Genomic DNA, 21,191 nt, shown 5'->3' with positions numbered 1-21,191 from the left:
TACCAGCAGATGTTAAAACTCCATGTACAGCTACTGAACATAGCTGTACTACTCATTTCTACAGAACCTCTCCTGGCAATCAGGAAAAGTTTATGGGGAGTAATTGCTCTTGACTTGCTCCCACCAATATTGAAGAATTGCTAGACTCCAGAGACGATACCAAGCCTTTAAAGATATGTTTTTGGGGCAATCAACTTGACGGAAATAGTCATGCCATTCTGTTGTTAGCCATCGTTGGAAGGGGAAGGAAAACCCCTGTTTCAGACGGTTGAGTACGCAACTGGGTAATTCAGGAACAGATTGAATCAACAGCTGCTTTTTGGGAGCGAGGCGAATGTTGCTCTTAATTGAGGCGATCGCGTCAATTAAAACGTGGTCAACGAAAGGAACCCGCAGTTCTAAACCCCAAGCCATACTCATCACATCGCTATCTCGTTGCAGCTGATTACGCATATAGCGACTGATTTCTAGGAGGCTGACTTCATCTTCTAGAGAAGGTAAATTTGGGACGAAACTGTGTGTACCGCGCTTGGGTAACGTCCGATCGGGAAGATAGTGCTGGGCGATCGCGCAGGCTTCTGAATGAGAGAAAATACCTCGCAGACTGCGGTAAGCCGCAGCTGAATTCGGCGTTTGCTGCAAGAAGTCACCCACGCGCATCATTTGTGATGATCTTCCCCAATGGGCTAATGCCATCCCAGTGGCACTCCGGAGCGGATGAATAGCCTGAAGCCGTTGACTCCATTGCACCATTTGCGGGACTTTTTGAAACGACTGGTATCCCCCAAACAGCTCATCTCCGCCCAAACCAGAAAGGACAACTTTTGTCCCGTCGTTGTGAGCAATTTGAGAGACACAGAAAGTATTGAAGCCATCGATAGTTGGTTGATCGATGGCTTCTAAAAATTTGGGGAATAATGCCCGACCCGCTGAAGCCGTGATTTTGTATTCTGTATGCTCGGTGTCAAATTTTTCGGCAACTTTCCTAGCAATTTCCCCCTCATTCCACTCCGCCTCTTCAAAGGCGATTGAGTAGGTGCGTAACTGACTCTTCTGAGTTTCACGGGCTAAGACGAGAACGGCTGTTGAGTCGATGCCGCCACTGAGAAATATACCCACCGGCACATCACTAACAAAGTGATGCTCAATCGAGTCAATCAGGGCAGCGCGAACTTTCTCTTGAGCTTCTGGTAATGAAGTTATTTCTCCACCAAAGTTGATTTGCCAATACTGGTGCTGACTCAGTTCGCCAGATTTCCAATACAGACAATGGGCAGCTTCTAAGCAATGAATTCCCTCAATTAACGTATGTGGTTCTGGTACTGAACCGTTGATCAGATAGCCATACAATCCCTCCGTGCTGAGGCTGAGAGTCGGCAATTTTGAAGCAAGAATGGCTCTGATTTCTGAGGCAAATACGAGGGTTGAACCGCTTTGCCAGTAGTACAGGGGTTTGATACCAAGTGGATCGCGGGCTAGAAAGCCGATTTTTTCTAAGTCATCCCAAATCGCAAAGGCAAACATCCCTCGCAACTGCTTTACACAGTCAGTACCGAAGTGCTGGTAGAGTTTGAGAATGACCTCAGTATCGGTTTGAGAATGGAATTGTTCTCCTCGCGCCATCAGCTTAGAGCGCAATTCTCGGAAATTATAAATTTCGCCATTGAAGGTAATCCAGTAGCGTCCATCAGCACTCGACATCGGCTGATGACCTGCTGGGCTGAGGTCGAGGATGGAAAGGCGAGTGTGAGTGATCGCGGCCTGCCGATCTGTTGAAATATAGATACCCCGATCGTCTGGACCCCGGTGACGCAATGCGCTTTGCATCTGTGCGACCAAAGTTTCCAGGTTGTCTCGATCAGAACCACTAGTCAGGATTCCGGCAATACCACACATATATCAATTCCTTGCGATTAGGTGGACAAGCAGTAGGGTTCTATGTAACTGGCAAGGGTTTGTTGGAAGCGATTGAAGCCAAAGGTATCGATCGCTTTTTGACGTAAGGCTTCAGGTTGGTAGATGAGTGGATGGGGATAAGCGCCTTGTAAAATCTCAATTAGCTTTTGAGCGATCACATTCGTATCATCCGGGTCAACCAAAACTCCCAGTTCCCCGTGACAAAGCGCATCTACCGCACCATCCCGATCTCCTCCCAATGCTGGCTTGCCACAGGCTAGGGCTTCCAGGTAAACGATGCCAAAACCCTCTCGTTTGCTGGGCATTGCGAACACGTCGCACAAGTTGTAATAGTCACCAAGCTCCTGATCAGGAATAAACCCAGCTAACGTCACGCAGTCTTGCAACTGTAATTGAGCGATAAGTTGTTCAATTCGAGGTCGGTCATTGCCTTTTCCAACTAGGATGTAGTGGACATCAGGAATTACTTGACGGATTTGGGGCAGTGCTTCAAGAATGCGGTCATATCCCTTATACCGCTCAGCTTCTGCTAGCCGTGCCACCGTTAAAATAACAGGCTGTTCGGGCTTCAATCCGTATTGTGTTAATAAATGAGTCGGTTTAGGCGCAATTGACCAGCAATTCGCCTCAAACGTACAGGGCAACAGTGATATTTTGGCTGGATCGAGATTTTGCTCTTTAACGATGCGATCGCGAGTGTAACCGCTAATCGAGAGAATTTTATCCGCATGGTGCAGAGCAGTCTGTAAGGCAGGTTTCTCAACATTCCAGCTCTCTACTCCATAAACCGTAATCCAGTAAGGAATACCCGTGAGCTGCTTCAACCAATAGGCTGCTACTGCAAAATTCAGATGATTGACCATCACTAATTTGGGTCGTTGCCAAAGGCCCAATCCCAAAATTTGAGCAGCAAAAGCAGGTGTCCGCAAAGATGAAGTCCAAGTCCCAGAAAAGTGAAACTGTGCATTAGCTGGGCAGGAGAAATCTTCAGGTAAGCGCGTGTCGTGTTTTAAAAAGACTTCGTAGCTGACATTTACCCCTAGCTTTTGTAAGGCTTGTAGCCAAAATTCGGAGTAAACCTGAATACCTCCCTTAAACTCAAATAGATTGGGAAACCATAAGTGAAAATGACTTGGATTTGAGGCTACGGGAAGCATAAAATACAAACTACTCCAACGTTGGATTGAGCAACAATAATTGAGTTTTAATCCGGATACTGGGTCAGTGCAGTAAGATGAGTTAAAGCATCTTTCACTCCTTGAGTAACTTGGGTATAGCTATAATTGGCAATGATTTTGCGGCTTTCTTCGCCCCATCTTTGTAGTCGCTCTCGATCCGAAAAAGCTTCTTTAAGGCAAGCAGCCAGTGCCGACACATCACCAGCCGGAAAAACTAGTCCGTTTCCGTAGGGGTGAATCAAGTCTTGAGCGCAGCCAACGTGAGTACTAGCGATGACAGCACGAGACATACACATGGCTTCGTTGATTACAAGTCCCCAAGTTTCGCTATAGCTAGGTAAGACTACCAAATCACCAGCAGCGTATGTACGAGGCATGAGTGTCTGGTTTTGAAAAGGGGCAAAGTGAATGTATGGATGACTTGCCGCCTGGGTTCTCAGTTCACTTTCTAAAGCTCCAGCTCCTACGAACAGGAGTGATACCTGGGAGAGGTTTGCCTGTAAAAAGGCTTGTAGCAACGTACCTGGTCTTTTTATATCCTCAAATTTCCCAGCAAATAGGATGACGGAGTGGTTTTCGGGAATTCCTAGTTTCTGCTTCCATAGAGTAGCTTGGTGAGTAGCTTCCTCCGCTTGAGCGAAGAAGCGATCATTATCTACGGCATGTGGAGAGAAAAATAGTCTTTGGGGTGGAACACCGTGCTGACGGAAGTAATTATAATTAGCTTTACCAACATAGAGACAGGCTGCAAAACGTCGATAAATTAGGGAGATAAACTTCCGACGCAGCCATTCTTTAGCACCAGTCCTGGATAGAAGCCTATGGGAATCACCCCGGAACAGTAGCGGTGCTTGGCGGCAATTCCAGCGCCAGAGAAAATCATAAAGACTGGCATAGTTATAACTCATCAGAAGTACGACATCCGGTTTGTAAAGATTGACTCGTTCCAACAGGGATGGATTTTGTAATCCCCAAAAGTGATGAGTACCTGGATTAGAGCTTATATTTGGCACAAACTCGTAATCATATCCGGTTAATAGGGGGATATCCCACTGAATGGACTGTTTAAAACCTACGTCTACCTGTTCGCTTACACCAAAATCCCACAGATAAAAAATTTTAATCGAAAAATCATTTTCAGCAACTAGCTGACGAAACCACGGAGCATAGTACTGAATAGGATGAGAAGTAATAATCGCCAGTTTATTCATATAATTAATTTCTATAAATTTGCTATTCGGCAGAAATGAGGTAATTCTCTTGATTAGTACTTGAAAACCCTTTCAATCGATAAACTTTCATGAATACAAAATTAATTCCAACTAAAGTCACGCTAGATTGAAATAGTGCTGCGACATAAACACCAGCAGTCCATTCCGTTTGGGAGGCAAAACTTACTAAGAGAATATTAAAAAGGGAACGAGCGGATAGGACGGGTGTGTTTAAACTCCAACGAGTAGCCTGTCCAAGGGCTGCCCCTAAAATAATTCCAACTCCACCACAACCTAAAAGCCCAAAATTTGCATAAGCTTCAGCTATTAAACCCCAACCAATAGTAGTTGTTAAAGTTCCTTCCTCAGTCTGGAGACCATAATAAATACTTAATATATGAGTACCTTCATGGCTCCGAATTTTATTTGAATTTAAAAACCGAGGAAGTATCAGCTGAGGAAGAATTGAATAAGTTTTTCCATATAAATAAGGTAAATCACTAGGTGTTTTACCCTGAGCAATAAGTAGCATGTGGATTACACTCGATCTCTCTAAAGAAGAGGTTTTCTCCTCAGTTTTAGGCTGTGTTTTATCTTGTCTAAAGTTGTCAAATGAATAACCCACCCATTCGCTATACCAAGCCGGATATTCCCAAGGTTGCAAGAGGCGGCTTTGGTTACCAAACCAATATTTTGCTCGCATCCCGTCTTTGCCAGAGTGCAAGAGTGAGAGACAGACAAAAACTATAAGGATAGTTATTATCGGTATTTGATTGCGACCTAAAACAAAAGCAATCGTACTAACAGAAAAGATAACAATATTTTCTCTTAAAATTAGACCAGCACCACTGCTGATGATTAATAAAAACAAAGCCACTAGAAAATAAATAGCTTGATTCCTTGAAAGTTCTCTTGTTCCTAACCGATAAGATAGAACAAAAACTGATAAGATACTCAGTCCCAAAACAGCACCTCGAATTAGAGTAAAAGCTCCACCCGAAAGGATAAACCAGCCCCCAAGGGAATACATATTAAAGAAAACACCAATAACTAGAATAAATAGGAAAAAACTTTCACCCTTCTTTTCTCGGAGGGCACGATAAGCTTTTGGGTAAGGAGGAGGAGACTTCACAAATTGAAACCAGGTAAAGGTTCCTAATCCTAGAAAGATAGTAACTGTAATGCTTGCAAATAGATGATTTTCCGGAGAATAAGTAATAATTACAGGATGTTTAGTAACTAATGGCAGGGCATGTGTCCAAAGAAAAGTCAGAGCAAATAAGGGATAAACTGGCATTCCCAGCGCTTTTCCTGAACACCAAAGATAAAAAGGATATAAAGAAGCAATCCCAATTAAAATTGCTCCAGCAATACTAAGAATTGAATAGGTGTCTACGGTATAAAGCTCTACGAGGAATAAAACTATAACGCCTACCCAAAAAGCTTTGAGTAAAGGTCGCCGTTGATAACGGACGGCAATTGGATGATTGTTCGATGCTTGGGGAGGTAACTTTAAGTTAATACCCATAAGGTTTAAAGTTTATTCGCGAAACGAAGACACTGGTCAAAGACAGCACATTGCTGACGAGTCATCTCACGCGCCGTATAAGGTTGAAACTCTGACCAGTTAGTTTCAGGCTGATATCCTTTTGGAATAGAAAATAGCCAATTGAGATGAGCCGTTACATCGGTTAGCAAATCTGCTGGATTTTGATTAGAGTTGAACGTAACAATCTGTCCCGCATGACAACGTTGCAGAATATTGACGACAGAACTCTGTTGGTGAAAAAGAGCAAAGATTGGCTTTTGAGCCAGAATGCAAGGGTAGAGTTTGGAGGCTGTGTAGCTTGGGTCGTCGGAACCAATCAGAAGGATGGCGTCGCTGTCTACGAGAATCTGTAAAGCTTCAAAATAAGCAACACGATGAGGGTGTTCTTCTACCAGATCAGCAATTCCTACTTCTTGGGCAATTGGCTCTACTGTTTTAACCGCTCGATCGCCTGGTGCGTAACTGGTGCCGACGAAATGCAGTTTGACTGAATTCCATGGTTCGGGATGGCGATCGCGCTCAGATTGAATGCCTGAAAATAAAGCTCGCAGCGCTAAAGCCATATCGCTCCCAGCTCGACCCACATAAACCCAATGCCGCTTGCCATCCTTGGGGTCAAAGATGGTTTGCTGAACGTTGAGGGAGGGAAGCTGCTTGAAATCAGTTTCAGGCGCACCAAAGGGTAGAACTGTAAATTGGTCTTCGTACAACCAGGGATATCGTTGAAGTAAGGTTTTCGGGTATTCAGACGAAACACTGATTACGTGGCTGGCATGACGCAGGGCCAAAGGTTCAAGCATTTGCGCCTGGAATTGAGCAAAACCATACTTAAATTGACCTCCAGGGGGCATGGAAGACCCCGGACGCTTGTGGTAATCGCTCAGCCAAGGGTCTTGGAAGTCGAGAACATAAGGCACTCCAAAACGCTTGTGCCATTTGGGGCCAAGCGCCATTGCGGTAAACACAGTAGTGGAGAAATAGACGAGATCGAATTTCTCTTTGGCTAGAATGCGATCGCCTGCTCTGAGCAGAGACGGAAAACACCGCAGACCCAGGCTGCTCATACCAATGCGCTTGGTGTATTTGACTGGGAATGCTCCCGTGCGGCAGACGGGTATGTGGCTGGGTACTGTCTGCTCTAATAAGGGGTCACGCACACCCTCAATGCAATCGGGTTGGACAGTCAGAATATGAGATTCCCAGCCAAATTCCTCAAAGTAGGGCAATGACATCCGCACCCGTTGATGGTCAGGAGCGTTAATCGGGGGAAAATGAGGACTGACAATCAAAACTCGATGGCTCAAGGCTTAACCCTCTTACAGGTGCTACCTACTGATACGAGCCTTACGTTACTTAATCAGGACAAAGGAATATCATAGTTGGGTTCATAACGCAAGATTGCTGCGTGTTTTGTCCGCAACATTTGCCCTAATTAGGCTGTGATACAGTTGCTCATACTTATCCAAAATCACTGAAGCTGAGAAGCAATGTTCTGCCCGTTGGCGGCAGTTGTGGCGGTCTATTTGAGGCAAGTTTTGGATGGCGGTGCAAGCTTGCTCTACGTTGTTGACGAGATAGCCATCAGTGCCATGACGCACAATCTCAGGCAAGGCCCCCAAAGGGCAAGAAATAACAGGTGTACCACAGGCTAAAGCTTCGGCAAAGACTATGCCAAAGGGTTCTTCCCATTCAATCGGCACAATCATCGCGGCAGCTTTACCAAGCAAAGCGTTTTTTTGTTCGTCGTTAACAGGCCCGATGTACTCGATGCCATTGTGTCCCAAATGAGGAACAATTTCTTCTTGCCAGTAGCGTCCTTCTTCGCCACTGGTGCCGTGGTTGCCAGCAATTAACAGGCGACGTTTAGTGAGACGAGCAGCTGCGATCGCATTATGCGCTCCTTTAATCTGTTCTACCCGACTCAGGAAAACTAAGGGAGCATCAGGGGCAACGGTGGGCTGGAAGGTGTACTTTTCTATCTCTACGCAATTGTGAATCGGATGCCAAACACCACCAGAGGCTCGACCTTGGCGACAAATATGGTCGCTGCAACCCGTGAACGTGAGGGAATTTCCTGCCAGCTTTACCCCCCAGCTAGTGGTGCGATGGCTGGGGCGGCGTTGGTAGGACATTACCTTGGCAAGGGGAGAGCGTAAAAGCGGCAAAAGATAGAGGATGCGGGAAAAGCTATGTACTAGGTCGGGCTGAAATTGCCGAACGGCTGACCACAATGCAGCAGTGTTCTGCAAGGCATCGAATTTATCTTGGGAACGCAGACCAGGCCAGGGAAATAGTTGATGGGCTGGTGATGTGGAGCCTCGGTGGGCGACTAGTCCGACTGTGTGACCGCGAGCTTGCAGGCTGGTGACTAGAAGATCGACAATGCGCTCAATGCCGCCATAAAGTTGTGGCGGTACAGGCAGTTCAGGGTCAGCAGTGAGTAAGATACGCATTTTAGGCTGTCCAGCGTTTGTCGGCTCGAAGAGGACTATGGCGTGGCACAAAGATAAAATCGGCTTGCCACAAAGCTTGATCTAGAGGACGACGAGTGAGAGCACCGATGTCATAAGCTACCCAATCACGCTCATTGAGCCATGCAACTAGCTCGGCAAATAGAGGCACGTCTTTATAAATATCCAAGAGGTTTACTTCTGCTAGGATTGCCTGCATATTTGGCAGAGATGTCTCAGCGCCCTTAAGCACTTCCAACTCGTAACCTTGAACATCCAGCTTGAGTAAATCAGGACTGCGATCACCAAAATGCTCTTGAACGATTTGGTCTACCGTCCGCACTGGCTGGAAAGTCACTGGGAAGTTTTGAGGACTATGGTCAACTAGCACGGAGGAGCCTGTTTCAGACTCATGAAATGGTATTTTGTCGAGCGCTTTTGCTCCTAGCAAACCTGGGAATACTTGTATGGCTGGGTTACGAGACGCTAGCTGCTGAAGTTGAATGACTTTATGCTCTAGCGGTTCAAAGCAGGCTACCTTGGCATTAGACCATATACCCAGGCAACATTTGGCAAATTCACCTTCATAAGCACCAACATCAAAGATTTGAGCAGGCTGGAAGCCAACCTTAGCAAGGCGTTCTAGCGCAAATGGAATTTGTGGCACTTGCAGCCTGCGGGCGAGGCGCTCACGGATATAGGAGCGAATGGACATACATTTAAAAAGGGGGAAATGAAAACCAGGCGATACTTAGCCACTACGATACCTTCGCCATTACATGAATTTCATGGTCACGGGCAATCACTTCGTAGCTATATCCTCTTTGAGTTAGCCATTCCAGCACTGTTTCTGGAGTCACACCCAATTTAGCTAAGGCGATCGGATGCAGGCTGAGGCATAAGCGCGGTTGATATTGGCGGAGGGTCTGTTCAGCACCTTTCAACACATCCCACTCTGCCCCTTCTACGTCGATTTTGATTAGGGAGGGAATCAATCCTAACTCTGCAACTTCTGCATCCAAAGTATTAACTTGAACGGTTACCTTGTTAAAACCTTCTACTGGTACAAGACCGTTCATTCCTTCTGCTTGTTCAGGTAAGCAATAAAAGTCTGTTGTACCAGGCTTGGCACCACAACAGAGAGTGCGGCAAATCGTTTGCTCTGACCCTCCATTCCATTGCAGATGCTGCATGAAATAAGTGCGAGTAAACTCATGGGGTTCGTAGGCAATGACCCGGCCTTGGGAGCCAATTTTTTGCAGGGCAATTAGAGTGTAAGTGCCAATATGTGCACCAATGTCATAAACTACATCTCCTGGATTTAAGCTGGCGGCAAAGGCACGATAGGATTCAGCTTCTACAGCTTCCCAATTTCGAGTAGCAAAGATTGGATGAAGCCGCAAAGAATGACTCCCGACAGTTACAGGAAGCCCATTTTTACCCGCCAAACTGGTTAAAAGTTTCAAGTAAGGTTGACGCAATAGCCCCCACAGTGGAGTTAAAGAACTTAATCCTGGCGCATGGCGGACAGTTTGGGCAAATAGGCGAAGATTTGAGAGCATGTTAATGATTGATGGGTACTGTATCGTCAACGGCTGCTGTGTCGGCACTTTGACAAGAAACCAGTAGTGACGACCTAACTTGAGCAGCAACTTCAGCAAGAGTAGGAGCAGATTGAGCGATTGCAGAAATTTCTCTCTGGGCTGAATGGGCTACTTCAGGCATTAACATTTCTAGAGCAAGCCTTGCCAAGGATTCTGGAGTTTCAGCTAGAGGTAAATTGCCCTCACGCCAGGTATAACCACGACATCCTGCTGAAGTTGTTACCACCGGAATCTGCCAACCGAGGGCGACTGCCAATTTTGTACTGCACCCTCGTGCGTAGCAAAAAATCGGATGGACAAAGCAACTCCAAGTGCTAGCCTCTTTCTCTAGTTCTTCATCAGAAAGCCTTCCTAGATATTCCACCAGAGGAAAACGCTTTGTAATAGTACTCGCTGCTGCTGTAGGACCGCCTACAATTCTCAGATGCACGTCCTGATCAGCTATTTTTTGAAGTGCTTCCAGAAAAAGAGTTAAACCTTCTACTGTGGGGGGGTGATCTAAAGTACCGACAAAACCGAGTCTTTTTGGATTTGGCTGCCAATTTAAGGGTCGTTCAGAGATGGTACGAGGCAACCAAGTTACCCGTTTTGCACCCAACCAGCGTTCAATTTCTACCTCAAATGGGGCAAGACAAAAGACATGATCGATATCTTGCCGCTGTTTACATTCCGCCACTAACTGTTGGACGAGAATTCTCCAATCAGTAACGTTTGCTTGACTGAAAGCATCACCACCTCCCCTAGCGCGAATCGCGTGGAGGTAATCAACACTGGCTAAACCCACAGAAAATAGGACTATCTTATACTTATTTCCCAATCTGGCACGTAAGGGTTTCACTAAAGCTGATGTTTCTTCTCCATTGAGAAAGATAAAAATAGCACTAATTTTTTCAGCTTTGGCAATAACTTCATCAACTAGGTTAGGTGGCAAAGCATCTGTATAAGGCTCTGGCCATAACTTCCGCTTCAAACGTACCCAAAGCCTACGATCCCACTCATAACTGATAATAGATGTAGTCAATCCTGCTAGTTGTAAAGTTTTCAGATTTTCTTGCGTCCAAATTTGAACCCCTCCACCTGCTGGTTTGAGTGAAGAGGCACTAGAAACAAACACGGATGGGACTGAGTTTAAGGAAAAATTTCTAGGGAATTCCGTCATTATACTTATACGTAATCAACAAAATTTATATCAACCGTGCCTTGTTTCATACCTGCAACCTTAAGGAGATGCTTGATAAATCTTATACTTGGCGAGATGCCCACAAATTGCTTTCTGGAAGTGGATCGCTCAGTGTCCAAGCTTTACCTTCGACTGTTCGCAAGTGGTAACCAAGTCCTTGAAGGTTCTCTACGAGGAGAGACGTTTTTTCTGTAACCTTGGCAGGTGTGCTTAGCACTTCCAAAATTAGATTTTCAACACTATCTGAATAATGCTTCAATCCGTTTATGGCTTCAAGTTCGTAGCCTTCTACATCAATTTTTAATAACTTAACTCTGTTAATTTTATTTTCTTCAAATACATTATCTAGTCTGACTAAAGGAACCTGGAATTTCTGAGATTGGTTGTTTACAGGGTCTAAACAGAGGGAAAGACGAGCTTTATCTGTTGCTGATTGGTTGTGGAGCGCGATCGTACCATTTTGATTGCTGACAGCCGCTACGTAAACTAAAATATTATCAAAATTATTTGCCTGCCAGTTAGTCAAAATTTTATGGCAATTATAAGGTTGAGGTTCTATGGCAATAACCCGTCCACTATCACCAATAAAGTGCCGAGCAATTAAAGTATGAAATCCCACATGGGTACCTACATCTATATAGGTATCTCCTGGAGAAAGGATTTTGCTATATAGAGCAGTTGTTAAAGGTTCTACGCAGCCATCTTTAATGAGCGAAATCTGCGTCCACTCTAGAGGATCTAGCTCCATGATTAACCCGTAGATAACCTTTGAAAGCTTGGGTTTCAATAGGGAGTTTTGGAGTAAACCTCCAATCCGAGCTTTACCTTTAAAGTAAGGTAAATTTAAAAAGGATTGATAAAAGTTTAAGAACATATCTCAAAGTTAGATAATTGATCTAAGTGATATAGTTTGGTTTTTTCTGACGTATTGGAAGTAATTTCCTGCACAAGTTAAATGGAATATGTCACCAGGATATAATCTCTGGAAGAAAATCTTATGCTGTTTAAGCTATACAGCAATGCCTCTAACTTGTCAGGAAATTCACTTATGACTTTTAATGTCGTAGGTCAATGGATGTCTTTTCACACCACCAATGTTCTTCGTGGTCTACAGCTATGACTTTGATTTGGTATCCAGCCATCTCCAGGTATTCCCGAACCTCTGACACGGAATGCCCATAACAGGGTAAGGTTGGGGGATGAACACTGATTAACAACTGTGGTGAGAGTTCTTGTAAAAACTTCTGTGCCCCACGCAAAACTAGAAGTTCTGCCCCCTCAACATCACATTTCAATAGAATTGGTCTACTAGGAGGATTGTTGGCAAAAAATAATCCATCTAAGCTATGGGTTGGAATGGTGCTGTCTGTATTGGTGTCAATGCAGATATAAGCCGTTGTGCCTGGATCGCCGGTGACAGAACTCGTTGATAATAATTCGTGAGTTGTTGCACTTGCTGCGCTCAACCCCAAGCCGCTCAAATGTTGTTCAGAGACGAATCCATGAACTAACTGAAGACGATTTCCACTAGCATACTGACACATCCGCTCGCTAGCTTTCAAACTAGCTAGATCAGAGTCAAATGCGATAACTTCTACTTGTTCACTAGCGAATAGACTAACAATGCTGAAAATACCAACAGCGGAGCCAATGTCTATAAATAGAGCGTTAGGATTCTTTTGTAGCCAACTGACTGTTGCTTTGACTGTTTCAGGTTCATAAGTTTCCCAGTATGCTCCGCAAAACGCAGGGGGCATAGAGACAGTGCAGCAACCACTCACGGAAACGGTAACACCTCTACCTCCAAGATTGAGCAATTGATGGTACGGTTTGCGTAATAATTCCCAAAGCCACTCAGCCCGTTCAATAGCTGGAGCATGTCGAATTGATTGGGCAATAGTACGAATGCTAGTCACAGTTTTGAACCTCTCCTAAAATTTTAAGATAACGTTGAGCGCACTTTTCCAAGGTTAGGTTTTCCAAAATATAGTCACGGGGAGTAAATTTATGACTATTAAGTTTGTCTAAAAATTCTTCTGCCTTTGGAGGAAATTCGCTGATGTTGTTGAACTTAACTCCACAGCGATTATCCCAGTAAGGGACTGAACTAACAGAGGTAAACTTAATCTTGTCAGGGAAATAGGATGGATCTTGCCAAAATCCACCTCGATCCCAAGCTAGGATGGGAACTCCACAGGCGAGAGCCTGTTGATAGGCAATACCTTGAGTTTCATGCTCACAGAGAAATACCATTGCTTTACTTCTACCTAGCAGAGAGTGAAACTCTTCTTCTCGATAGAAGCCATAGCGAATTACTTCTACTTTCAAACCCCACTTCTCCAGACAGGATTTTATAGGAGAAATTAATTCAGTTTCGTAACGGTCATACTCCCACCGAACTTTGTCGTATAGCAGGATATCTATATCTTTTTCATCAATCGGCACAGGTACCCATTTATCTGTGTCGATTCCCACAGGCCATGCGAGGACTTTATCACTGTAGTAGGGTTCAAACATTTTTCTATGCCATTCCCCAGGAACCAAGACTCTGCTGATGGGTAAGCGATTTAGCAGTTCAGGGTCATCACAGGGATGTGAAAAGACGGCGGCTCCAAATACAATCGGGTTTTTCCATTTAATCTTGTCTAGAACATGGGGCTTCCCGATAATACAAGCAACTTCTTCAGGATGTTTTTGAATATAACGATAGTCATTGACTCGGTAAGAAATACCAAGCCGATCTAAACCTGCACAGAGATTTAAAAAAACCCGCGTTTGACCCCCAGGATTTGGTTTGCCACGCATGAGGCGGCGGATGAGGCGACGGGGATAACGGTCTAATGGTAGCCAGCGATCGCCGTCCGGTATTTCATAGAAAAGGTTGAGTGGTTTCATGACACGGCTTCTTGATAGGCGATAATAAGCTTTCTATCTACATTTCGATTTCTGGTAGCACCCATTCCACGATTAGACTTATTAATTTAACGCTGTAAATATATGCAGTTTAGGCACAGAGTTGCGGCGAAATAAAGCCAAAGTATTACGTCTAAATTGCAGAATTTTCTCAGTATTGCGAAACCCTAAGTGAGTGTATAACTTGCCGAGCAATCCAGGTTGAGGGGGTTGAAAATCAGCGTCTAAGCGATAAATCCACTCAGCAACTTCACAAGCTTCATCCAGGTGGGTATACGCAATCCAATGTGCCAAATGCCAGAGCATGTGACAAACTGCTTTACAGCGGCGTGGAGTTAGCTCATTTCTCTCAGCAAGTTTGCTCAGGCACTTCTTGTAGATCGTCAGATGATGTAGATTTGTAGTTGTTGCTCTCATTCCTTGGGGAAATTGTAGGCGGCTTTGGGAATGATGACGATGACAAAGGATAGGTTGTGAATGGATGGCAACCTTAGGGTTTGCCATAGCAACCTCAATGACAAACTGACGGTCATCAAGCGCACCGAACTCTGGGCGGTGGGGAATATCTTTAAGAAATTCTTTACGGAATAAATAAGCCGAGTAATGAGAACTGTCACACTCTCCCAATTGTTGAGCTACAAAGTCATCACACTCAGTCCAGTCAACTTTATGCAGGAGTTTCTCATCTTCTGAATACATTTCGTAGCCACCAACAACTACGTCGGCTTCCTGCGCTATTGCCAGTTCAAATTGTCGATCAATCGCTCCCGGACAGAGCCAATCATCTGAGTCCAGAAAGCGCACGTACTCGCCTTGTGCGATCGCAAAGGCGCGATTTACGGCCCAGCCTTTACCCCAGTTCTCCTGCCGCAGGCTAATGATATCGGGTTGAGTCTGTAGCCATTCCCAAGTACCGTCAGTGCTACCATCATCGACCACAATGATTTCAGTGGAGCATTGAGTGTTGCGACACGACTCTACGCCTTTGGCAAGACACCAAAGACGATTGTATGTAGGAATGATTACAGAAACGTTGGTTGTCATGTTAGGTTTTAGCTGCCTAATGTTTCAGATGGAATCAAAACTGCGGTTAATAATTTCCGAGCTAATCCTAAAGTTGGTCGTTCAATCACTAAATCTGGATGCGTCCAACACGCACTTATTAGGGCTTTTAGGGCTGGCCATTTACCCTGAGTTAAAAATATTTTTTCTATTTCTAACCGGAGATAATGACGTATCCGACGACGGCTAACTGTAGTAAGATAGAGTTTGTCTTTAAATGACTTTACGTGTGCTACTTCCAACAGGGGAAGACTTGCTAACTCTGCCCAAAAAACATTGGTTATTTTAGACCCTTTGGCATCTTTATGATGGCGATAAAACGCTAAAGTTGCATCAAATTTGATAACTTGATAACCATGCTTGATTAATCTATGCCAAAATTCAAAATCCATAGAAAAAACTAGACGCTCACTAAATCGGTGAGGAATAGAATTCTCTGGCTGTGTCCAAAAAGTTGCTGGTTGTGGGCATAGTGCATCATTGCTAATAGCATCAATTAAATTCACTGGAGGTGTAGGAACCTCGATGCTAAAAATTTCCTTAGAGCTATAACCCATTTGACAGTTCCCTAAAATCAGAATGGGTTGTTCTGAGTGAGCTCCTGCAAGGCGTGCTACTTGCTCTAATGATGAGGGTAGAAAACAATCATCACTGTTCAAATAACCCCGCAAAAATCCCGATGCACGTTCAAATCCCTTATTAATGGCATGTGTTTGTCCGTTATCTTTTTCCGAGCGCCACAAAGATATCCAATTCGCGTATTTTTCTAGAATTGAAACGGTGTTGTCGGTAGAACCACCATCCATAACGATGTATTCCAAATTGGGGTAGTTCTGAAGCAACACGGAGCGAATTGTCTCTTCTATAAACTCCCCCTGATTATAGGAAGGCGTGACGATAGTTACTTTAGGCCACGGCTTACCATCTGGCAGGGTTGATGGTAAGGGTGGAGTCTGTTCAGTCCAAGGCCAGCCAGTGTGCCCGTCCGGTGGTGAGGGTAAAGATGAAAGCAGACCTGTTTCCGAGTAAGATACACTCGTTAAGGTAGTACTAGATTTCTCAAGGACTTGATAGTTCATCTGAATGTTTAACTCAGCAGAAGAATGTTAGGTGTAGGGAATCTACTCAGATCAATGCTGGTCTAAGAGCTACCTTGGGCAATTTCCAGGAAGCGATAGCCAAAAGCTTGTATTTCATTGAAATTATTGGCTTTAGCAATAACTTCTTGTTCTAGATCGGGGCCAGCTGAAAGATGTTCCCACCACTCTGCTATTTGGATAGCTAAACTTTCAGGAGAGTTACGTTCAAATAAAAGACTATTCGGAGGATTTTGCTCCAAATGAACGGGTATATCTGAAAGAATAATTGCCTTTCCTAAGCATCTGGCATCCTCAACAACAGTACTCCATCCCTCAAATAGGGAGGGTTGAATCACTGCAAGTGAACGCCGCATGAGCTGAATTTGGGAAAGGCGTGGAATCAGTCCCAGTAGATACACCTGCTTGGCAATATCTAACTGGTGAAGAGTTTGCAGAATCGTATCAATGTAGTCAGGTTGGCGTCGATCATACAGATGACCGGTGCAAACCACGATGGGATAAATTGACTTCTCCTGTAATAGTTTTAGAGCTTTAAAGACAATCAGATGATTTTTGTGTTTCCAGAACTGATTACTTACTAAAAAGAAGCGGTCAGGTAGACAATACTCTTTCTGTATCTGCTGTGCATCTGTTTCATACCATTCAGATGGCGGACAGCTCTTAAAGGATAGAACTTTTGACTTATGCGCTGCTTCTGGGAAAAATTTCTGGAAGTCTGCCTCAGCTGTTTTACTACTCATTACAACACTAGATGCGTAACGAGCCGTGAGTTTATATGAGCTGTCTCTCCATTCAAGCTCTGATTCAGTAAAAAATTGAGGTAAATATTTATGCTGAAAATCGGCGATCCATGCGGCTGAGCGATAGGATTTAGGACTTCCGCATTGAGAGAAGGAGGGATAAAGAAAATCAATATTATTTTTCTCTATCAAAGCATCGAAGCGAGGATTATCTTGCTTAAATAATGTTTCTATTAGCTTCCAGCGAAGACGATTTGATGGCGTTAGAGGCTCTAGATCGACTTCTAGGTCATAAATATCCTTGAGGTACGGAAAAATTTCACTGTACAGACTTGAATCAAGTGATTTGCTAGTAATCAAACACAGTTCAAACGTGGAGCGAACTTCTTCGGGAAGACTACCTAGAGCCAAGATGATATTTTTGATATATTGCGTGCCGCCGATCCAGTCTCGACCGCCTTGCATGATTAGAGCAATTCGTAGGGGTTTTGTCATACACCAACTAACTCCGCACGACACCAGTTTGCAAACGTTTTAACACCCCGTTCTAAGGGGACGGAAGGAGTAAATCCTAGAGTCTTTAATTTCGAGATATCGGCCTGCCAGTTGAGGGGAGTTCCGGCAGGGACAACACCATCAAACTGAGGAGAGCAGTCGGCGTCTAATGCCTCTAGAACCAGATTAGCTAACTGTGCGATCGCAACTTCTCGACCGCTGCCAAGGTTGTAAACTTCTCCTTGCATCGGGGCGGAAGTGGCAACCACGCTCAAGGCTCTGGCAATATCAAGAGCATGGATGAAGTCCCGACTTTCTTGCCCAGTTCCCTGTAAAGTGAGGGAGTTTTGAGTAATGACTTTTTGGCAAATATCCCAGAGGACTTGACGACGTAAGCCGGGGCCATAAGCCGAGAAAATTCTGAGGCTAGCTGTTGGCAAGCCATACACTTTGGCAAACTCTAGACATAACTGCTCACACTGCCATTTGTGGAAGCCATAGGGGGACAGGGGAGCAGAGGACTGAGTTTCGCTCACTGGCAGTGATTCGGGGTTGCCGTAAACTGCTGCACTAGAGAGAAAAATGAAGCGGCAGCTAGGGACATTGAGCCGCAGAGCATTCAGTATCTCAAAGGTCAGCGCTGTACTAGCATAAAAGTCCGCAGCTGGGTCAGTGAGAGATAAACCTACCGAGGCGCGACCCGCACAATGGATGCAAACTTGAGGGGTGCGTTCTTGCAGCAAGCCATTAAGTGCTGGATCTGGCAGTTGCAGGCGTTGATAAGCTGACAGATTAGCTAGGGGGGCATTCTCAGGAGGAGAGTTGTCAATACCAATGACAGACCAGCCTTGCTCTGAGAAATGACGCGCAACGTAGCGACCAATAAAGCCTGCAACACCTGTTATTAAAATGGACTTGGATTGAGTAGTCACAAGCTGTGTTGAATCTCCTTTTCAGATATATTATTTACTACTACAAAGCGACTGCTAGCCTATCAGGGAAAAGTAGCTGTCCATATGGATAATTACTTAAAGTTCCAAAGTTTTAAGTTACTTTTTGACAGCTATAAATGAATAGTGGCGACCAGGACTATTTGACTTTTGAGAGGCATACCAACCATAAAACTGCTGGATAGCTCTGGTGGAAGCCAGACAGCTAGCTATTTTTTCACCAGTGCGCTGAGCCAACCAAAGTTCGACCTTAGCCTGAAATTCTCCTTGAGTCATGGGTGCATAATTAATTGCACTCTCTAGAGGGCCAAGAACTTTTTTCAGCTTTAAGCCCGATGCTTGAATTGCATCTGTATACTCTTTCAAGAGAAAAGCATTTTCTCCACCATAGAGAGAATGCAAGGCATGGGACTCGAAAAAGAGTGGTAAATCTTCTTCTCGGGAAATAACGTGTTCGCGAGTACCGACAAAGACTCCGCCTGGTTTTAATACTCGTGCTGCTTCCCGACAAAGTTGTGTTAAGTCACGGGCATGATGTAACACGGCTCGTCCATAAACAATATCAAAAGTATTGTCTTGAAAGGGTAAGGTTTCGCCGTATTCTTGAATGATTTGAATTGGCAGCTGACTGCAATCGGATAAAGACTGGATAGCTTTCGCACCAACAAGTGGGCTTGGATCGGGTTCCAATGCTGTTACTGTACATCCGGCTTTGGCAAAAGCATAGCTTGAAATCCCTCTGCCTGCCCCCAAATCTAATACATGTCCTGGGATATTCTTTCTCAGCAGTTTTATTAGAGTTAGCCATTCTTCACTATCGCTGAATCGTTCAGCAGCAAGCTCTAATGGGTCATCATAATAACAATAACGTACAAGCTCTTGTTTATCAGGCTGCTCTCTTAACCATTGCACAGCCTCTTCCCATGTTATTAAATTAGCGCTCATTTTCTGGAATCTCCCGAATTACACGAGCTGGATTACCAGCAACAATTGTCCATGCCGGAACATCTTTGGTCACAACTGAACCTGCTCCGACTATTGCACCCTCCCCAATCGTGACCCCTTTGAGAATTACAGAGTTGAAGCCAATCCAAACTTTACTAGATATTTTTACAGGGGCAATTTTCACATGAGTCCAATCTTTTTTGCCGACTCGCCAATTGACTACATCGTCTGCCCGTTGTGAAAAGGATAGGGAGTGAGAATTATGATCGACAATAGTTACCCCCCAGGAAATCATTACGTCGTCGCCAATTTCTATACTTTTTGCTGCAATAATAGAGCCGTTTATAAACGTTTTTTTGCCAATCGATATACGAGCATTTTCTCTGTCAAATTTTAGAGAGCCAGGCACATTAGTCTGTTCTTCTACAGTGACTAAACAGCCATCTTTCAATACTAAGCCTGAAATGTTTAACTCTGAGGAAGCATCGAGCTTAACATTGGAAGGGATTTTATTTTTTAAATTAGATTCGTTATCTAGGTTATTAGCAATTTTACGCAAGAGCCTAGCTATGAAATTTATTGTCTTCATGGGTTACTACTTACCTAGCTATTTCTACCCAAGGAAGATTGAGAAGGACAACTCCATGAGCCTGTCCTTTATACAAGGCCATATTACTTCCTGTCTCTTCAATCTGGAAACTCACAATCGAACTATGATGAGTTAAAACCTCAACATTTGGGATGTGAGCTGCAACCTCGATAGTGTAAGAACCGGGCGCAAGAAATAGAGAAGGAATCTTAATTTGGGAAGCCTGATGACCTGCTGGTACCTCAAATGCTGCACTAGAGGACGATCTATTAGTAGTAAAAATAGGAGTTCCGAATGAATTATAGACTCGCAATGATACTTCCAGGTTTTTGATGGTTTGATGTGCCTGATACTCAAGAATAATTGTTATTGCCTCTCTGGTATCAAACATAGAGGTTATATGGTCTTGGGAATTGAGCAGAGACAAACGCTTAAAACAAAATTTATCATCTGAATTAGTAGAATCAAAAACCACTTCTCCAGACGTTTCAGAGCCGTGCAGTAAGTACTTCGCCGTTATCTGTTCAGCATCACCTTCCATCTCTACATGTCCCTGAATCAACCAAATAGCCCGTTGACATAACGTCGTGATTGTGGACATGGTATGACTGACAAACAATACAGTCCGCCCTTCTTTCCCTACGTCCTCCATCTTCTCTAAACACTTCTTCTGAAATGCAGCATCTCCAACGGCAAGCACCTCATCTACAATCAAAATTTCCGGTTCCAAATGTGCCGCTACCGAAAATGCTAAGCGCACGTACATTCCTGAGGAATACCGCTTCACGGGTGTATCTAAAAACTTCTCTACCTCAGCAAAAGCGACAATTTCATCAAATTTCCTCTTAATCTCAGCCTTGCTCATCCCTAGAATCGCGCCGTTGAGATAGATATTCTCTCTACCCGTTAATTCTGGGTGAAATCCCGTTCCAACTTCCAATAAACTAGCTACACGTCCCTTAATCCGGATACTGCCGTTCGTTGGCTCAGTAATCCGACTTAAAATCTTTAATAAGGTTGATTTACCTGCACCATTGCGACCGATAATGCCAACGCGATCGCCTTGCTTAATTTCAAACGAAACATCCTTCAGTGCCCAAAAGTCGTCAATAGCTGGGTCAGACATCTTTTTGCCAAAAGGCTTTAGAAACTTGCGCCCAGCAGACTTAGCACTATTAGAAATTACATCCCGCAGTGCCGTGTAACGTTCCTGCTTTTGGTGACCAAGGGTATATTTCTTTCCCAGGTTTTCAACCCGAATGACTGTATCAGACATAATTCAGAATAGTTACCACTTTAGGAATGCAT

At 44.3% G+C, this 21,191-nt stretch carries 18 protein-coding genes and 1 pseudogene; all 19 read right to left on the bottom strand.

Going from position 1 to position 21,191, the window contains the following annotated elements:
• Window positions 1-90 precede the first annotated feature (90 nt).
• The 19 genes and pseudogenes from asnB to NDI48_10655 all read right to left on the bottom strand — a co-directional run bounded on the left by asnB (window position 91) and on the right by NDI48_10655 (window position 21,159).
• Window positions 91-1,896 (bottom strand): asparagine synthase (glutamine-hydrolyzing), encoded by a 1,806-nt coding sequence (gene asnB, locus NDI48_10745; protein ID MEP0831684.1) that lies wholly within the window; start codon window positions 1,894-1,896, stop codon window positions 91-93.
• A 17-nt stretch (window positions 1,897-1,913) separates the two neighbouring features.
• Window positions 1,914-3,074, bottom strand: coding sequence for a glycosyltransferase (locus NDI48_10740; GenBank protein ID MEP0831683.1), 1,161 nt, complete (start codon window positions 3,072-3,074; stop codon window positions 1,914-1,916).
• Window positions 3,075-3,121: 47 nt separating this feature from the next.
• Window positions 3,122-4,306, bottom strand: coding sequence for a glycosyltransferase family 4 protein (locus NDI48_10735; protein MEP0831682.1), 1,185 nt, complete (start codon window positions 4,304-4,306; stop codon window positions 3,122-3,124).
• A 22-nt stretch (window positions 4,307-4,328) separates the two neighbouring features.
• Window positions 4,329-5,834, bottom strand: a complete 1,506-nt coding sequence (locus NDI48_10730) for a hypothetical protein (GenBank protein ID MEP0831681.1) — start codon at window positions 5,832-5,834, stop codon at window positions 4,329-4,331.
• Between the two features lie 5 nt (window positions 5,835-5,839).
• The gene (locus NDI48_10725) at window positions 5,840-7,159 is read right to left on the bottom strand and encodes a hypothetical protein (protein MEP0831680.1); all 1,320 of its coding nucleotides are present in this window, start codon (window positions 7,157-7,159) and stop codon (window positions 5,840-5,842) included.
• 81 nt (window positions 7,160-7,240) lie between these two features.
• On the bottom strand, window positions 7,241-8,308 hold the full coding sequence (locus tag NDI48_10720; GenBank protein ID MEP0831679.1) for a glycosyltransferase: 1,068 nt from the start codon (window positions 8,306-8,308) through the stop codon (window positions 7,241-7,243).
• Between the two features lies 1 nt (window position 8,309).
• Window positions 8,310-9,020, bottom strand: coding sequence for an FkbM family methyltransferase (locus NDI48_10715; protein ID MEP0831678.1), 711 nt, complete (start codon window positions 9,018-9,020; stop codon window positions 8,310-8,312).
• A 43-nt stretch (window positions 9,021-9,063) separates the two neighbouring features.
• The gene (locus tag NDI48_10710; GenBank protein ID MEP0831677.1) at window positions 9,064-9,867 is read right to left on the bottom strand and encodes an FkbM family methyltransferase; all 804 of its coding nucleotides are present in this window, start codon (window positions 9,865-9,867) and stop codon (window positions 9,064-9,066) included.
• A 1-nt stretch (window position 9,868) separates the two neighbouring features.
• On the bottom strand, window positions 9,869-11,023 hold the full coding sequence (locus tag NDI48_10705) for a glycosyltransferase (protein ID MEP0831676.1): 1,155 nt from the start codon (window positions 11,021-11,023) through the stop codon (window positions 9,869-9,871).
• A 127-nt stretch (window positions 11,024-11,150) separates the two neighbouring features.
• Entirely contained in the window at window positions 11,151-11,876 is a 726-nt protein-coding gene (locus NDI48_10700) for an FkbM family methyltransferase (protein ID MEP0831675.1), read from the bottom strand.
• Between the two features lie 268 nt (window positions 11,877-12,144).
• A complete protein-coding gene (locus NDI48_10695; protein MEP0831674.1) occupies window positions 12,145-13,005 on the bottom strand; it encodes an FkbM family methyltransferase in 861 nt (286 codons plus the stop codon).
• A complete protein-coding gene (locus NDI48_10690; protein ID MEP0831673.1) occupies window positions 12,998-13,984 on the bottom strand; it encodes a glycosyltransferase in 987 nt (328 codons plus the stop codon). The genes NDI48_10695 and NDI48_10690 overlap by 8 nt, the downstream gene beginning before the upstream one ends.
• Window positions 13,985-14,065: 81 nt before the next feature.
• Window positions 14,066-15,046 carry a glycosyltransferase gene (locus NDI48_10685; GenBank protein ID MEP0831672.1) on the bottom strand — a complete coding sequence of 327 codons (981 nt, stop codon included), beginning with the start codon at window positions 15,044-15,046 and terminating at the stop codon, window positions 14,066-14,068.
• 8 nt (window positions 15,047-15,054) lie between these two features.
• Window positions 15,055-16,143 carry a glycosyltransferase gene (locus tag NDI48_10680; protein ID MEP0831671.1) on the bottom strand — a complete coding sequence of 363 codons (1,089 nt, stop codon included), beginning with the start codon at window positions 16,141-16,143 and terminating at the stop codon, window positions 15,055-15,057.
• A gap of 62 nt (window positions 16,144-16,205) precedes the next feature.
• Window positions 16,206-17,399 carry a glycosyltransferase family 4 protein gene (locus tag NDI48_10675; protein MEP0831670.1) on the bottom strand — a complete coding sequence of 398 codons (1,194 nt, stop codon included), beginning with the start codon at window positions 17,397-17,399 and terminating at the stop codon, window positions 16,206-16,208.
• Window positions 17,396-18,331, bottom strand: a complete 936-nt coding sequence (locus NDI48_10670) for an NAD-dependent epimerase/dehydratase family protein (protein ID MEP0831669.1) — start codon at window positions 18,329-18,331, stop codon at window positions 17,396-17,398. The genes NDI48_10675 and NDI48_10670 overlap by 4 nt, the downstream gene beginning before the upstream one ends.
• A 117-nt stretch (window positions 18,332-18,448) precedes the next feature.
• Window positions 18,449-19,294 (bottom strand): class I SAM-dependent methyltransferase, encoded by an 846-nt coding sequence (locus NDI48_10665; protein MEP0831668.1) that lies wholly within the window; start codon window positions 19,292-19,294, stop codon window positions 18,449-18,451.
• A pseudogene (locus tag NDI48_10660) lies at window positions 19,284-19,466 on the bottom strand (sugar O-acetyltransferase). Before NDI48_10660 ends, NDI48_10665 begins: the two are co-directional and overlap by 11 nt.
• Window positions 19,467-19,893: 427 nt before the next feature.
• Window positions 19,894-21,159, bottom strand: a complete 1,266-nt coding sequence (locus NDI48_10655) for an ABC transporter ATP-binding protein (protein ID MEP0831667.1) — start codon at window positions 21,157-21,159, stop codon at window positions 19,894-19,896.
• Window positions 21,160-21,191 lie beyond the last annotated feature (32 nt).

It is taken from the genome of Microcoleus sp. AS-A8, from assembly GCA_039962225.1.
Lineage (GTDB): Bacteria > Cyanobacteriota > Cyanobacteriia > Cyanobacteriales > Coleofasciculaceae > Allocoleopsis.
The sequence above is the reverse complement of the archived record's forward strand: the minus strand, read 5'-3'. Positions and strand labels throughout refer to the sequence as shown.

Coding starts and splice junctions, on each gene's coding strand:
- NDI48_10715 (MEP0831678.1), bottom strand. CDS start 9,020: ATGTCCATTCGCTCCTATATCCGTGAGCGCCTCGCCCGCAGGCTGCAA.
- asnB (MEP0831684.1), bottom strand. CDS start 1,896: ATGTGTGGTATTGCCGGAATCCTGACTAGTGGTTCTGATCGAGACAAC.
- NDI48_10710 (MEP0831677.1), bottom strand. CDS start 9,867: ATGCTCTCAAATCTTCGCCTATTTGCCCAAACTGTCCGCCATGCGCCA.
- NDI48_10740 (MEP0831683.1), bottom strand. CDS start 3,074: ATGCTTCCCGTAGCCTCAAATCCAAGTCATTTTCACTTATGGTTTCCC.
- NDI48_10655 (MEP0831667.1), bottom strand. CDS start 21,159: ATGTCTGATACAGTCATTCGGGTTGAAAACCTGGGAAAGAAATATACC.
- NDI48_10665 (MEP0831668.1), bottom strand. CDS start 19,294: ATGAGCGCTAATTTAATAACATGGGAAGAGGCTGTGCAATGGTTAAGA.
- NDI48_10690 (MEP0831673.1), bottom strand. CDS start 13,984: ATGAAACCACTCAACCTTTTCTATGAAATACCGGACGGCGATCGCTGG.
- NDI48_10730 (MEP0831681.1), bottom strand. CDS start 5,834: ATGGGTATTAACTTAAAGTTACCTCCCCAAGCATCGAACAATCATCCA.
- NDI48_10720 (MEP0831679.1), bottom strand. CDS start 8,308: ATGCGTATCTTACTCACTGCTGACCCTGAACTGCCTGTACCGCCACAA.
- NDI48_10680 (MEP0831671.1), bottom strand. CDS start 16,143: ATGAACTATCAAGTCCTTGAGAAATCTAGTACTACCTTAACGAGTGTA.
- NDI48_10675 (MEP0831670.1), bottom strand. CDS start 17,399: ATGACAAAACCCCTACGAATTGCTCTAATCATGCAAGGCGGTCGAGAC.
- NDI48_10735 (MEP0831682.1), bottom strand. CDS start 4,306: ATGAATAAACTGGCGATTATTACTTCTCATCCTATTCAGTACTATGCT.
- NDI48_10685 (MEP0831672.1), bottom strand. CDS start 15,046: ATGACAACCAACGTTTCTGTAATCATTCCTACATACAATCGTCTTTGG.